General features: G+C 65.7%; 13 protein-coding genes. 9 read left to right on the top strand and 4 right to left on the bottom strand.

Annotated features, from left to right (window positions below):
* Position 1: 1 nt before the first annotated feature.
* Positions 2–475: a tRNA (cytidine(34)-2'-O)-methyltransferase gene (locus LB545_RS06585; protein ID WP_224704677.1), complete on the top strand. Its 474-nt coding sequence runs from the start codon at positions 2–4 to the stop codon at positions 473–475.
* Between the two features lie 150 nt (positions 476–625).
* Positions 626–1,096 (top strand): redox-sensitive transcriptional activator SoxR, encoded by a 471-nt coding sequence (gene soxR, locus LB545_RS06580; RefSeq protein ID WP_140496043.1) that lies wholly within the window; start codon positions 626–628, stop codon positions 1,094–1,096.
* 68 nt (positions 1,097–1,164) lie between these two features.
* On the opposite strand, the gene LB545_RS06575 is transcribed toward soxR, so the two are convergent.
* Positions 1,165–1,422 carry a hypothetical protein gene (locus LB545_RS06575; protein ID WP_140496044.1) on the bottom strand — a complete coding sequence of 86 codons (258 nt, stop codon included), beginning with the start codon at positions 1,420–1,422 and terminating at the stop codon, positions 1,165–1,167.
* A gap of 119 nt (positions 1,423–1,541) precedes the next feature.
* Between LB545_RS06575 and hemF the strand changes: the two genes are divergently transcribed.
* The 3 genes from hemF to LB545_RS06560 all read left to right on the top strand — a co-directional run bounded on the left by hemF (position 1,542) and on the right by LB545_RS06560 (position 3,428).
* Entirely contained in the window at positions 1,542–2,456 is a 915-nt protein-coding gene (gene hemF / locus LB545_RS06570; protein WP_140496045.1) for an oxygen-dependent coproporphyrinogen oxidase, read from the top strand.
* Between the two features lie 309 nt (positions 2,457–2,765).
* Positions 2,766–3,026, top strand: a complete 261-nt coding sequence (locus LB545_RS06565) for a DUF1344 domain-containing protein (protein WP_140516926.1) — start codon at positions 2,766–2,768, stop codon at positions 3,024–3,026.
* Between the two features lie 216 nt (positions 3,027–3,242).
* Positions 3,243–3,428 carry a DUF1059 domain-containing protein gene (locus LB545_RS06560; protein ID WP_140496047.1) on the top strand — a complete coding sequence of 62 codons (186 nt, stop codon included), beginning with the start codon at positions 3,243–3,245 and terminating at the stop codon, positions 3,426–3,428.
* A gap of 58 nt (positions 3,429–3,486) precedes the next feature.
* Here LB545_RS06560 and LB545_RS06555 read toward each other — a convergent pair whose 3' ends face one another.
* The 3 genes from LB545_RS06555 to LB545_RS06545 are packed head-to-tail and all read right to left on the bottom strand — an operon-like array spanning position 3,487 to position 6,024.
* Positions 3,487–4,752 carry a CCA tRNA nucleotidyltransferase gene (locus LB545_RS06555; protein ID WP_140657069.1) on the bottom strand — a complete coding sequence of 422 codons (1,266 nt, stop codon included), beginning with the start codon at positions 4,750–4,752 and terminating at the stop codon, positions 3,487–3,489.
* A complete protein-coding gene (locus LB545_RS06550; RefSeq protein ID WP_140524963.1) occupies positions 4,749–5,381 on the bottom strand; it encodes a CoA pyrophosphatase in 633 nt (210 codons plus the stop codon). The genes LB545_RS06555 and LB545_RS06550 overlap by 4 nt, the downstream gene beginning before the upstream one ends.
* Before the next feature lie 13 nt (positions 5,382–5,394).
* Positions 5,395–6,024 carry a DUF1285 domain-containing protein gene (locus tag LB545_RS06545; RefSeq protein WP_140517010.1) on the bottom strand — a complete coding sequence of 210 codons (630 nt, stop codon included), beginning with the start codon at positions 6,022–6,024 and terminating at the stop codon, positions 5,395–5,397.
* A gap of 135 nt (positions 6,025–6,159) precedes the next feature.
* Here LB545_RS06545 and LB545_RS06540 point away from each other — a divergent pair, with 135 nt between their 5' ends.
* From LB545_RS06540 to LB545_RS06525, 4 genes are all read left to right on the top strand, one after another.
* Complete coding sequence (locus LB545_RS06540; RefSeq protein ID WP_140496049.1) at positions 6,160–7,164, top strand: AAA family ATPase; 1,005 nt, start codon at positions 6,160–6,162, stop codon at positions 7,162–7,164.
* Positions 7,164–8,177 (top strand): DUF58 domain-containing protein, encoded by a 1,014-nt coding sequence (locus LB545_RS06535; RefSeq protein WP_224704675.1) that lies wholly within the window; start codon positions 7,164–7,166, stop codon positions 8,175–8,177. The genes LB545_RS06540 and LB545_RS06535 overlap by 1 nt, the downstream gene beginning before the upstream one ends.
* On the top strand, positions 8,174–10,996 hold the full coding sequence (locus LB545_RS06530; RefSeq protein ID WP_224704673.1) for a DUF4159 domain-containing protein: 2,823 nt from the start codon (positions 8,174–8,176) through the stop codon (positions 10,994–10,996). Before LB545_RS06535 ends, LB545_RS06530 begins: the two co-directional genes overlap by 4 nt.
* A gap of 63 nt (positions 10,997–11,059) precedes the next feature.
* Complete coding sequence (locus LB545_RS06525) at positions 11,060–13,138, top strand: hypothetical protein (RefSeq protein WP_140496052.1); 2,079 nt, start codon at positions 11,060–11,062, stop codon at positions 13,136–13,138.
* Positions 13,139–13,176 lie beyond the last annotated feature (38 nt).

Raw genomic sequence — 13,176 nt, 5'->3', positions numbered from 1 at the left:
AATGAACGACCGTCTCCGCATCGCCCTCTACCAGCCTGACATCGCCGGCAACACCGGCACAATCCTGCGCTTCGCCGCCTGCCTCGGGATCGGCGTCGACATCATCGAACCGACCGGCTTTCCGCTCTCCGATAAAGCGCTCAGGCGCGCCGGCATGGATTACCTCGAAATGGCTGCCCTGACCCGGCATGTCGACTGGCACGCCTTCGAGGAGTGGCGCAAGGCCCGCGCGCGCCGGCTGGTGCTGCTGTCGACCAAGGCCGCGACCCCATACACCAGCTTCAACTTCGCCACTGGCGATATCCTTTTGTGCGGCCGTGAATCCGCAGGCGTGCCGGATCCGGTCCATCAGGCGGCGGACGCGCGGCTGACGATCCCGATGCAGGCCGGCGCGCGCAGCATCAATGTGGCGCTCTCCGCCGCCATGGTGGCCGGCGAAGCCACGCGACAACTGGGCCAGAATGCCATCCGCTGAAGCGGCGGCCACGGTCCCGCCGGCGCCCGCGACACTGCCCTCGCCCGTCATTCTCACCCAGGCGCACATCGCCATCTCCTGTCGTTTGCATGTCGATGGCTTCTTCGCTACAAGCTCAACTTAACTTGAGGTCAAGCGGAAAAGTGCGAGATGGCGCCAGCAGCGGAATTAACGGTTGGCCAAGTGGCCGCGCGCAGCGGTGTCGCGGTGTCGGCGCTGCATTTCTACGAAGCTCGCGGCCTGATCCGCAGCCACCGCACGTCAGGCAACCAGCGCCGCTACGGCCGCGACGTGCTGAGGCGCGTGGCCATCATCAAAATCGCGCAGGAGGTCGGCATTTCGCTGGCCGAGATAGCGACGGCGCTTCAATCCCTGCCCGAGGGCCGCACCCCGACGCGCGACGACTGGAGCCTGCTGTCGACCGCCTGGCGCGACGGGCTCGACCGCAAGATCGGTCAATTGAAGAAATTGCGCGACGGGCTGACCGACTGCATCGGCTGCGGCTGCATGTCGATCGACAAATGTCCGCTCCGCAACAAGGATGACCGGCTGGCCAGGGAAGGAACAGGGGCGAGAAGGCTGGTTCTTCCTTCTCTCGGTTCACGGAGAGAAGGTGCCTGAGCGTAGTGAAGGCGGATACAAGGGGCGACGCCTGTATTGGGTTGTCCCCGTAAACAGGGCGAGGAATTCTAATCCGCCGCCGGCAGGCGCCTTATGGTGAATTCGATCAAATCGCCCGGCCGTTCGAACCAGCTTTCGATCTCGGTCCAGTAGGCCTGCTTGGGGAAGCGCTCGAACCATTCCTTTGCCTTCAGGCGGGCGTCCGAACGCGGCAGGACGAAGGTTTCGCGCAAAAATCCGTCGCGCGGCATGCGCGCACGTTCAGCCCGGCTTTGATCGAGCTTTTTCTTCAGGCCATCCAGCGGCGGTCTTGCCGGGGTGCGCACGAAGGTCTCCTTGCTCCGATCAGATCAGACTTGACCCTTTCCCCTAAGAGATTAGGGATCGCGCCGGCAAAAGACGAGTCATTTGTAGGGGCCGGCCGCCCCGAAACCGGAGACAGCACTTGGAACGACCTGAAATACCGGTTGGCCTGCCCGCCGACATCGAAGAAAAGAAGATGAAGGCACGGCTGTGGTTCGAGGCGCTGCGAGAACGCATCTGCGGCGCCTTCGAGCAGATCGAGCAGGATCTCCAGGGCCCGCTCGCTTCGTGGTCGCCGGGCCGGTTCGAAAGGACGCCGTGGGAGCGTGATTCCGGCAAGGGTGGTGGCGGAACCATGTCGATGATGCACGGCCGAGTCTTCGAGAAGGTTGGCGTCCACACCTCGACGGTTTACGGCGAGTTCTCGCCCGAATTCAGGAAGCAGATGCCCGGCGCCGAGGAGGACCCGCGCTTCTGGGCATCCGGCATTTCGCTGATCGCGCACCCTTGGAACCCAAACGTTCCGGCCGTGCACATGAATACGCGCATGGTCGTCACCTCGCGCCATTGGTTCGGCGGCGGCGCCGACCTCACCCCGGTGCTCGACCGGCGCCGCACACAGGACGACCCCGACACGACAGCCTTCCACCGCGCCATGCAGTTCGCCTGCGAGAAGAATGCCGGCGTCGCCGACCATGCGAAATTCAAGGCCTGGTGCGACGAGTATTTCTTCCTTCCGCATCGCAACGAGCCGCGCGGCACCGGCGGCATCTTTTTCGACTGGCTGCATTCGGGCGAGGACAAAGGCGGCTGGAATGCCGACTTCAACTTCGTCCAGGATGTCGGGCGCGCTTTTCTCGTCGTCTATGGCCATCTCGTGCGAGGCAATTTCAACGAGAACTGGACCGATGGCGACCGCGACGAACAGCTCATCCGCCGCGGCCGTTATGTCGAGTTCAACCTGCTTCATGATCGCGGCACCATTTTCGGCCTGAAAACCGGCGGCAATGTCGCCTCGATCCTCTCCAGCCTGCCGCCGGAGGCCCGCTGGCCGTAAAAAGATGGTGAGCGCGCCGTGAGCCGCATTGATGTCCCATTCGCTTCGAAATGGGCATCGAATGTGGCGCGGGAGCCGTCGCAAAGTTTCTTTTTCGTCTAATAGGCTTCGGAAAAGACTGGGCTATTTGTCGGGACGGGTCGGGAAGCGCCGGCGGTTCGCCTGCGCAATTCCAGGAGTGCAGAGCGGTGCTCCGTTCGGAATTGCGTCAGAACGAAGCGGATCGCGACTCGACGCAACCGGACGGCCCAGGACGATGCGGGACACCTCTGCCAAAAGGGTGCCCGCGCTTTCCAGGAGTACTTCGCAATGCGCAAGATCATTGTTTCGGCCGCAGCGGCTGCCCTTCTTGCTTCCGGTTCGGTGGCATTCGCCGCCGTCAAGCACACCACCGGCACGATCAAGACCTTTGATACGGCGGCCAAAAGCCTGGTTCTCGACAATGGATCGTCTTTTACGCTTCCCCGGACCTTCAAGGATCCTGGCCTGAAGGTCGGCGAGAAGGTCAGAGTTTCATGGGACATGAGCGGCAAGGATAAGGTTGCCGAGGCAGTCAAGATCATGAAGTGATGACCTGCCCATAGGGCTGGCGTAAGAGGGCGGAGCAGCGCTGCTCCGCCTTTTTTGCCGTTGACGGCAATCAATGCCACCCCATCTGTGTTATGGTTTCACCCGCTTGCGGTCCAACCGGTCTCAAGGTCGGACAACGTGCCAAGAAGATGCGGAGTCCCTGCCGCCTTTTGCAGGACGGTCGACCGGACTCCATGGAGGAAAAGGAGAAATCCCATGAAGGAATTCCACTGCGGCTCGCTCGTTCCAGGTTGTGAATGGCACACGCGCGCCGAGGAGGAAGCCGAGGTCATGCGCCGTGCCGTCGAACATATGCGCGAGACGCATGGCGAGACGATCATCCGCGAAACGATGATCGAAGCGATCCGCTCGCGCATCGAGAAGGTCCGCGACGCGGCCTGATTTGGAGCAAGTTCCGGAAATCGCGGCGATTTCCGCCCGGATTGCGTTGACGAATGCTCTATCCGGCCTTCAGGGCCTGCGCGGCGCGCTTGAGCAGCGCGTCGCGATCGGGCCCAAACCCGGCATCGACCCATTCCACTTCGAGATTCCTGAGGATCGCGCCGAGTTTTGGCCCGGGCATCCCCCCGATCGCCGTCAGATCGGCGCCCTTGAGCGGAAACACGGGCCTTTCCCATCTCAATGCGAAGGCGAGAAGTCGGGAAAAGCCGCCTGCCTCGATGAGCGCATCGGTCTGGTCCACCGCGCGCACCCGTGCTGCTGCGAGTGACAGGCGAAGCCGGTCGACGACCCCCTGCCGGTCGCCGCGGTAGAGCGTCTTGGCCAGTTCGCCTTCGGTCGTTTTCGGCTCGATTCCCGGCGTAAGCGCCCAGTCGCGCAAACGGTTTGCTTCCGCCGTCGACAGTCTCAGCCGCTCGGCCAGCGTCTTCATGCGCGCCGCATCCGGCGGCACGATCGCCTCCAGCCTGAGCAGCGGGTCCGCGGTCCAGCCCAGATCCTTCTCGGCTCTGGCCAGGCCGTGGATCGCGTCGATGCCCCATTTCTCGCTTTCCGGCAGCACGCTGGTCAAAACGCTTGCCTGCCGCATCCACAACAGCGCGCGGGACGGATCGGCCGCCGACAACAGCTTCTTGAGTTCGGACCAGACGCGCTCGGCCGAGAGCTGCACGAGCCCTCCCTTCAGCCGGGCGCAAGCCTTCAGCCCCTCAGCGTCCGGCCGGCCTTCGCCATACCAGGCGAAGAAGCGGAAAAAGCGCAGGATACGCAGATAGTCCTCGCGGATACGCGCTTCCGGATCGCCGATGAAGCGCAGCCGGCGCCCCTCTATGTCGGCGACGCCGCCGACCAGATCGACGACCGTACCGTCGGCTTCCGCGTAGAGCGCATTGATGGTGAAGTCGCGCCGTTCGGCATCAAGCTTCCAGTCTCGCCCGAACGACACCTTGGCGCGGCGGCCGTCGGTCTCGATATCCGCGCGCAGCGTGGTGATTTCATAAGGCTTGCCGCCGGCAATCACGGTGATCGTGCCGTGCTCGATGCCGGTTGGAACCGTCTTGAACCTCGCCGCCTCGGCGCGGCGGATTGTCTCCTGCGGTAGGCAGGTGGTGGCGATGTCGATGTCGGCGACGGGCTGACCGATCAGCGTGTTACGCACCGCGCCGCCGGCGACCCGCGCTGCCTCGCCGCCGCTCGCCAGAATGGCAAGCAGGCGCTGCAGATGCTTGTCGCCGAGCCAGTCGGCCCTGTCAGCGATCGAGACCTTCACCCATAGAGCCTTTCATAGAGCGTGCGGATGATGCCGGCGGTGACGCCCCAGATGCGCCGGTCGCCATAGGGCATATCGTAGAAGAACCATTCGAGATCGTTCCAAATGCGGCTGTCCCTGATGTGGTTGGCCGGATCCATGAGGAAGCGCAGCGGCACTTCGAAGGCCAAGTCGACCTCCTCGGCATTGAGTGTCAACTGGAAAGGCGGCCGCACGATGCCCAGCACCGGCGCGATCCTGTAACCGCTGCCCGCGACGTAATCGGGCATGCGGCCGATGACCTCGATATGGTCCCGGCCAAGGCCGATTTCCTCGAAAGCCTCGCGCAGCGCCGCCGCTTCCGGACTGGCGTCGGTCGGATCGATCGTCCCGCCGGGAAAGGCCACCTGCCCGGAATGGTTGCGCAGCGTCTCGGCCCGCTTGGTCAAAAGAACCGTGGCATCGTCCTGGTGATCGACGATCGGGATCAGCACCGCCGCTTCGCGCAGCGGTTTCGCCCGGTGGAGGCGCGGATGGCCTGGATTGAAGCGATGATCGCCATAGTCGTCGCCGGCATGCGCCTGCGGCTGCGCGGCAAAGCGCGCGCGCAAATCGGCAATGGAAAAGGGCGTCGGCGTCACCTGGTCCATCATGAACTGTCCGTCACGCGCTCAGCTGCCTCAGCCTGTCGGCCGGCATGATCGGATAGGCCTGGCCTTTCGAACGAACGGCAAACATCAACCTGCCGCCGATCTCGATCTCCTCGCCATGCTCGACCAGTTCGTACATCACCGGCCGCGCCACCAGCGCCTCCAGCCGCCCGCGCACCAGCACATAAGGCTTCAGCCCGCCGGTCTCGTGCTCGTCGACGAAGCGCAGCGGCCGCTCCGGTCCGGCCTCGACGACGTCGCCGACATTGGTGCGGAACGTGATGATCTGGCCCTCGCCGCTGCCCGAGACATCCATCTCGACGGCGATGAAGGGTGCGTCGGCGACGCGGATGCCGACCTTTTCCACCGGCGTCACCAGATAGGTCCTGCCGTCCGCGTCCTTGCGCAGCACCGAGGAAAAAAGCTGTACCAGCGGCATGCGGCCGATCGGCGTGCCGAGATAGAACCAGGTGCCGTCAGCCTTGATTTCCATATCCAAATCGCCGCAGAAGTCAGGATTCCAGCGCTCCACCGGGGCCGGCCCCTTGCCGGCGCGGGCCGCACGCGAGATCAGCGCCTCGAGGCCGCGCGCCTCGGTCGCGGCCGCCAGGCTTTGCTGTCTTTGTTCGGAGCCCTCTGCCATCGTCACGAAATAGTCACTGTTGTTGCGCTTGTCAGCCTAACTCTGTGATTTAAATTTGAAGGCAGGCGCCAGACGGAGCCGAATCGCGGCATTCTGCGTCAAGCTGGTATTTCCAACCACAAGGATCGATGCTGCATGAGCGTGATGGTCAAGGAAAGCCCGATCAGCGAAAAAGACATGATCGCCGAGGCCGAGAAGGCGCTGGCCGACATTTCCAGGGTCCGCGACGGGGTCGGTCGCATCATCTTCGGCCAGGAAAGTGTCGTCGAACGCGCTCTGGTGGCGCTTCTGGCCGGCGGCCACGCGCTGCTGGTCGGCGTGCCGGGCCTCGCCAAGACCAAGCTGGTCGAGACGCTGGGCATCGTGCTCGGCCTCGATTCGCGCCGCATCCAATTCACCCCCGACCTGATGCCCTCGGACATTCTCGGCTCCGAGGTGATGGAGCAGGACGAATTCGGCAAGCGCTCCTTCCGCTTCATTTCCGGGCCGATCTTCGCGCAATTGCTGATGGCCGACGAGATCAACCGCGCCTCGCCGCGCACCCAGTCGGCGCTGCTGCAGGCCATGCAGGAGTATCACGTCACCATTGCCGGTGCCCGCCACGACCTGCCCTCGCCTTTCCATGTGCTCGCGACGCAAAACCCGCTGGAACAGGAAGGCACCTATCCGCTGCCCGAGGCACAGCTCGACCGTTTTTTGATGCAGGTCGACATCCTCTATCCCGAACTCGAGGCCGAGCGCCGCATCCTTTTGGAAACCACTGGGGTCGAGGACGCGAAGGCACAGAATGTGCTGCAGCCGGCGCGGCTGAGGGATATTCAGACGCTGATCCGCCGCATGCCGGTGCCTGAAAGCGTGGTCGAGGCAATCCTGGCCCTGGTGCGCTCGGCGCGCCCCGGCCAGGGCAATGCCGAAACCGACAGGCATGTCGCCTGGGGCCCGGGTCCCCGCGCCAGCCAGGCACTGATGCTGTGCACGAGGGCGCGCGCGCTCTATGATGGGCGGCTGGCGCCGTCGGTCGACGATGTGCGTGCTCTGGCCGAGCCGGTGCTCCAGCACCGCATGGCGCTGACCTTCGCCGCCCGCGCCGAAGGCACCAGCGTGCGCGATGTGGTGGCCAAGCTCGTGAAAGGGATTTGATGGCGCGCATCGGCGAGCTCCAGGCTCCGGCAGCAACGCGCGACGCGCTCGCCCGCGGCCGGTTGCGGGCTTCGCTCGTGCCCGACTTGCTGGTCGAGGCGCGCCGCATCGTCAACACCGTGATCGCCGGCTGGCATGGCCGCCGCAAGCGCGGCATCGGCGAGAATTTCTGGCAGTTCCGGCCCTATGTCGAAGGCGATTCCTCGCGCATCGACTGGCGCCGCTCGGCTCGCGACGACCACACCTATGTGCGCGACCGCGAATGGGAAGCGGCCCATACGGTGTGGCTGTGGGCCGACCCCTCACCGTCCATGCTCTACAAATCGGCCGGTGCCGCCGTTTCCAAGCAATCGCGCGGCCTGGTGCTGGCGCTGGCCATGGCCGAGCTGCTGTCGCGCAGCGGTGAGCGCATCGCCTGGCCCGGCCTTACCGATCCGTTCACCGCCCGCAACGGCGCCGAGCGCATCGCCGCCCAGCTCATGCATGCCGGCGACTTGCCGGCCAAACCCGATCTCTCCGGCATCCGCCGCTTCTGCGACATCGTCATCGCCAGTGATTTCCTCGACCCGGTCGAGGAAACCATGGCTTGGCTCGACGTGCTCGCCCGCCATGGCGTGCGCGCGCATCTGATCGAGGTCGCCGACCCGGCCGAGGAGACATTCCCCTATGCCGGCCGCACCGAATTCACCGACCCGGAAAGCGGGGAGAAGCTGACCGCCGGCCGCGCCGAGATGCTGGCCGATGAGTATCGCCTGCTCTATGGCGCCCGACGCCAGGAACTGGCCAGTTGGTGCAAGCGGCTTGGCTGGAGCTTCACCGTCAACCACACCGATCGACTGGCTTCCGACGCCCTGGTACGCCTGCACATGGCGATGACGGATGGCGGTCAGCCCGGGCTGACCGCTATTGGCCACGTCGGCATGATCGCCGGTGGCGATCAGCCCAGGCCGATCGCTGGCGATCGCGGCGGCATGATCGCTAGTGGCGATCAGCCAGGAAAGGCCGTCGCATGAGCTGGCTGCCGCTTTCCTTTGGCGCGCCCATGCTGCTGTGGGGTCTTTTGGCGCTGCCGGTGATCTGGTGGCTGCTCAGGCTGACCCCGCCCAGGCCGCAGACCGAGGTGTTTCCGCCGCTGAAGATCCTGGCGCGCGTGCTGAAGCGCGAGGAAACCCCGCAGCAGAGCCCCTGGTGGCTGACGCTGCTCAGGCTGCTGATGGCGGCGCTCATCGTCGCCGCCCTTGCCGAACCGGTCTTCAATCCGCGCGAGAAACTGCCGGCCGAGGGCGCGGCCCTGGCGCTGGTCGTCGACAATGGCTGGGCAAGCGCCGCCGACTGGAACAAGCGCATCGCAACCGCCGAGCGGCTGATCGCCGACGCCGGTTCGAACGGCGTGCCGGTCATCATCGCCTTCACCGCCGAAAAACCCAATGCCGAGATCGGCCCCTTCGATGCGGCCGCGGCGCTCGACCGCCTGCGCGCGGCAAAGCCGCGGCCGATCCCGACCGACCGGCCGGCGGTCTACGCCCGCGTCGCCGCCGCCCTGGAGCGCCTGCCGGGCGCCAGCGTCGCCGTGCTGGCCGACGGACTGGCGGCGAAGGGCGACGAGGCCGCCTTCAACACGCTCCTGTCCAAAAACGCCGCCCGCGTCGTGTGGGCCGTTGCCGACCGGATGTCGCTGACCGGCCTGACAGGCGCCGAGAACGACGTCGACGGTTTTGCCCTCACCGCCATCCGCGCGCCCGGCGATGCGGCCCCGGCGCAAGTCACCGCTGGCGCCTTCGACGACAAGGGCCGCCGCATCGCCGATGCGACGCTGACTTTCGCACCCGGCCAATCCACCGCCACCGACACCATGGCGGTGCCGTTCGAGCTGCGCAACGATTTCGCCTCGATCACGCTCGATGGCGAGCGTCAGGCGGGCGCGGTGCGCGTGCTGGACGAAAGCTCCAAGCGCCGCCGCGTCGGACTCCTGTCGCAGGCCGAGGCCGACCAGGCGCAGCCGCTTCTGTCGCCGCTCTACTATATCAGGCGCGCGCTCCAGCCCTTCGCCGACCTGGTCGAACCTTCCAGCGCCGACCTGGCCGACGCCATTCCGCAGATCCTCGACCAGAAGCCGGCGATGATCGTCATGGCCGATATCGGCACCATTCCCGCACAGATCAGGCCAAGGCTCGTCGACTGGGTTGAAAAGGGCGGCACCCTGGTGCGTTTCGCCGGGTCGCGGCTGGCCGCCGCCGGCAATGACGACGACCTGCTGCCGGTGCGTCTGCGCACCGGCGAACGCTCGCTCGGCGGCGCATTGTCATGGACCACGCCGCAGCCGGTCACCGAATTCCCCAAGGCTGGCCCCTTCGCCGATCTGGCGCCGCCGACCGAGGTGACCGTTTCCAGGCAGGTGCTGGCCGAACCGACGCCCGATATCGTCGAGCGCACCTGGGCAGCGCTTGCCGACGGTACGCCGCTGGTCACCGGGCTGAAGAAGGGCAAGGGCACGCTCGTGCTGTTCCACGTCACGCCCGAAGCGACCTGGTCGAACCTGCCGATCTCCGGCAGCTTCGTCGAGATGCTGCGCCGCATCGTGCAGCTGTCGCGCAACCAGGGGGCCGCCATCGCCAATGCCGAAGCCGCCGCCACCTCGCTGGCGCCCTACCGCATGATAGCGGCCGACGGAATGCTGGTGCCGCCGACGCCGGATGCGCGCCCGCTGGTGCCGGGCGCCGGCGCTCTGCCGGTGACCTTCGAGAACCCGCCCGGCCTCTATGGCTCGGAGGCCGGCGTTTTCGCCCACAATCTGCTCGATGCGACAAGCACGCTTGCGCCGCTGGCGCGCCCGCAAATCACTGTCCCGGTCACCACAATTCAGTATGCCTTTGACGAATCGCGTAATTTGAAGGGCGCGCTGGTGGCCGCTGCGCTGGCGCTGATGGTGCTCGATACGCTGGCGGTGTTCTGGATGGGCGGCCTGTTGACGCGCAGGCCGCGCCGCGCTGCGGCCGTAACCACCATGGCGGCCATTCTGATCGGGCTCGGCGCGCTGTTCGGCCATGTCGGCCCCGCGCGCGCCGACGATGCCAAGCCTGGCGACACCGCCGCGATAGAGGACATCTCCAAGACCCGGATCGCCTATGTGCTGACCGGCGTGCCCGGCGACGATTCGATCAGTCGCGCCGGGCTCGAGGGCCTGACCCGCTTCCTCATCGAGAAGACCGCGCTCGAGCCGGGCGCGCCGGCCGGCGTCGACATCTCCAAGGACGAGCTTTCGTTCTTTCCCCTCATCTATTGGCCGATCGATCCGGCCGCAGCCATGCCCAGCCAGGCCGCGATTGCCCGTATCGATGCCTATATGCAGCAGGGCGGCACCGTGCTGTTCGACACGCGCGACCAGTTCGCCAACGGCATCGGCGCCGACTCGACCAGCCCCGCCACCGAGCGGCTGCGCGACATCCTCGGCAACCTCAACGTGCCGCCGCTGGAGCCGGTGCCGTCGGATCATGTTCTGACCAAATCCTTCTTCATCCTGCCCGAATTCCCTGGCCGCTTCGCCGGCAGCCCGCTCTGGGTCGAGGCATCGCTCGACGCCAGCAATGCCGAAAACCGGCCGGTGCGTACCGGTGACGGCGTCTCGCCGATCATGATCACCGCCAATGATTTTGCTGGCGCCTGGGCCGTCGACGAGAATGGCGACCCGCTGCTGCCGACCGTGCCCAACGATCCGATGCAGCGCATCTATGCGCTGCGCGCCGGGGTCAACATCATGATGTACATGCTGACCGGCAACTACAAATCCGACCAGGTGCACGTGCCCATATTGCTTGAACGGTTGGGCCAGTAAGATGACGCTCCTTCTTGCGCCCGCCCCGCGGATCGGCCCTCCCTGCAAGGGGGAGGGTAAGACGTGAACTGGTCGATCTCCTTCGAACCGCTGATCTCCTGGCCGCTGCTGGCCCTGGTGCTGGTGCCGCTGGCCCTGCTCGCGGCCGTCGGCCTGTGGTTTCGCCAGCGCGGCGCGGTCCTGCGCCTCGTCGCATTGCTGGCGCTCGCCGCCGCTCTCTTCAATCCGGTGTTCCTCAACGAGGAGCGCGAGCCGCAGCAAAGCGTGGTTGCCCTGATCGTCGACCGGAGCCAGAGCCAGGACATCGGTGAACGGACCAAACAGACCGACGAGGCGCTGGCCGGGCTTGAGCAGCGCCTCGGCCGCTTCAAGCAGTTCGACGTCCGCGTCGTCGAGGCCGGCAAGTCGGAAGCCGCCGAGGAACGCACGGAAACGCGGCTGTTCGGCGCGCTCGAAAACGCCTTCCGCGACGTGCCGCCCTCGCGCATCGGCGGCGCCGTCATGATAACCGATGGCGAAGTGCATGACGCACCCGCCGGCGCGCCTGATTTCAATGCCCCGCTGCACGCCTTGATCACCGGCAACGACCACGAGAAGGATCGCCGCATACGTTTCGAGAACGCGCCCCGCTTCGCCCTCGTCGGCAAGCCGCTCGATATGACCTATCGCGTCATTTCAACCAGCAACGAAACCGGGCCGGTCGATGTGCGCGTTTCGGTCAATGGCGAGCAGGTCGCTGTCGAGCATGCCACCGTCGGCCAGGCCATGCCGCTGCACGTGACCATTCCCGGCGCTGGGCGCAACATCATCGAACTCGCCATCGATCGCGAGCCGGGCGAGCTCACCGACACCAACAACCGCGCCATCGCGCTGGTCGACGGCATTCGCGAGAACCTGCGCGTGCTGCTCGTCTCTGGCGAGCCGCATGCGGGCGAGCGCACCTGGCGCAATCTGTTGAAATCCGACGCCTCGGTCGATCTCGTCCATTTCACCATCCTGCGGCCACCGGAGAAGCAGGACGGCACGCCGATCAACGAATTGTCGCTGATCGCCTTCCCGACGCGGGAACTGTTCGTCGAGAAGATCAAGGATTTCGACCTGATCATCTTCGACCGCTACCAGCACCGCGACGTGCTGCCGATCCTCTATTACGACTACATCTCCGAATATGTCGAAAAAGGCGGCGCGCTGCTGATTGCGGCCGGACCCGAATATGCCGGTGAAAGCTCGATCGCGCGCACGCCGCTGATGTCGGCGCTGCCGGCGATGCCGACCGGCGAGGTCGTCGACAAGGCGTTCTACCCACGCCTCACCGACATCGGCCAGCGCCATCCGGTGACGCGCGGTCTCGACGGTTCTGCCAGCGAGCCGCCGCACTGGAGCCGCTGGTTCCGCACCATAGGCGTGCAGAATCCCGAAGGCGAGGTGGTGATGAAGGGGGCCGACAACCGGCCGCTGCTCCTGCTCGACCGCAAGGGAGAAGGCCGCGTCGGCATGCTTCTGTCCGACCAGGGCTGGCTGTGGGCGCGCGGCTTCGAAGGCGGCGGGCCGCATGTCCAGCTCTACCGCCGCATCGCCCACTGGCTGATGAAGGAGCCAGAGCTCGAGGAGGAACGGCTGACCGCCGACGGGCGCGGCATGGTGCTGGAAATCCGCCGCCAGACCATGGCCGACGACCCCGGCCCGGCCCAGATCATTACGCCCTCCGGCAAGACCATTACCGTCAAGCTCGAGAAATCCGAACCCGGTGTCTTCCTGGGCAGCGCCCAGACCTCCGAGATCGGCCTTTACCAGGTCGGCAATGGCGACCTTACCGCGCTCGCCCATGTCGGGCCGGTCAACGCACCCGAATTCGCCGACGTCGTTTCCACGCAGGACCGGCTGAAGGCTCCCGCCGAAGCCACCGGCGGCAGCGTTCGCAGGCTTGCGGGATCGACCCTTGGAGGCGGCGACGTGACCTTGCCCTCGATCGTCCCCGTACGGTCCTCGGGAGAAGCGTCCGGCGCCGACTGGATCGGCCTGCGCACCACCGACGACAGCGTGCTCAAGGCGGTCTCGCGCGTTCCGCTGTTCGGCGGCTTTCTCGGCCTCGGCCTGCTGCTGCTGGCGATGGGTTCGATGTGGTACCGCGAAGGACGATAGGAGCATTTTCCCTCCTCCCCTTGTGGGAGAAGGGAAGA

The sequence above is a fragment of the Mesorhizobium sp. BR1-1-6 genome (assembly GCF_020165355.1).
Taxonomy (GTDB): Bacteria; Pseudomonadota; Alphaproteobacteria; order Rhizobiales; family Rhizobiaceae; genus Mesorhizobium.
Note: the sequence above shows the minus strand (reverse complement) of the source record. Positions and strands in the feature narration are given on the sequence as shown.

Coding starts and splice junctions, on each gene's coding strand:
- LB545_RS06585 (WP_224704677.1), top strand. CDS start 2: ATGAACGACCGTCTCCGCATCGCCCTCTACCAGCCTGACATCGCCGGC.
- soxR (WP_140496043.1), top strand. CDS start 626: ATGGCGCCAGCAGCGGAATTAACGGTTGGCCAAGTGGCCGCGCGCAGC.
- LB545_RS06565 (WP_140516926.1), top strand. CDS start 2,766: ATGCGCAAGATCATTGTTTCGGCCGCAGCGGCTGCCCTTCTTGCTTCC.
- LB545_RS06560 (WP_140496047.1), top strand. CDS start 3,243: ATGAAGGAATTCCACTGCGGCTCGCTCGTTCCAGGTTGTGAATGGCAC.
- LB545_RS06550 (WP_140524963.1), bottom strand. CDS start 5,381: ATGGACCAGGTGACGCCGACGCCCTTTTCCATTGCCGATTTGCGCGCG.
- LB545_RS06545 (WP_140517010.1), bottom strand. CDS start 6,024: ATGGCAGAGGGCTCCGAACAAAGACAGCAAAGCCTGGCGGCCGCGACC.
- LB545_RS06540 (WP_140496049.1), top strand. CDS start 6,160: ATGAGCGTGATGGTCAAGGAAAGCCCGATCAGCGAAAAAGACATGATC.
- LB545_RS06535 (WP_224704675.1), top strand. CDS start 7,164: ATGGCGCGCATCGGCGAGCTCCAGGCTCCGGCAGCAACGCGCGACGCG.
- LB545_RS06530 (WP_224704673.1), top strand. CDS start 8,174: ATGAGCTGGCTGCCGCTTTCCTTTGGCGCGCCCATGCTGCTGTGGGGT.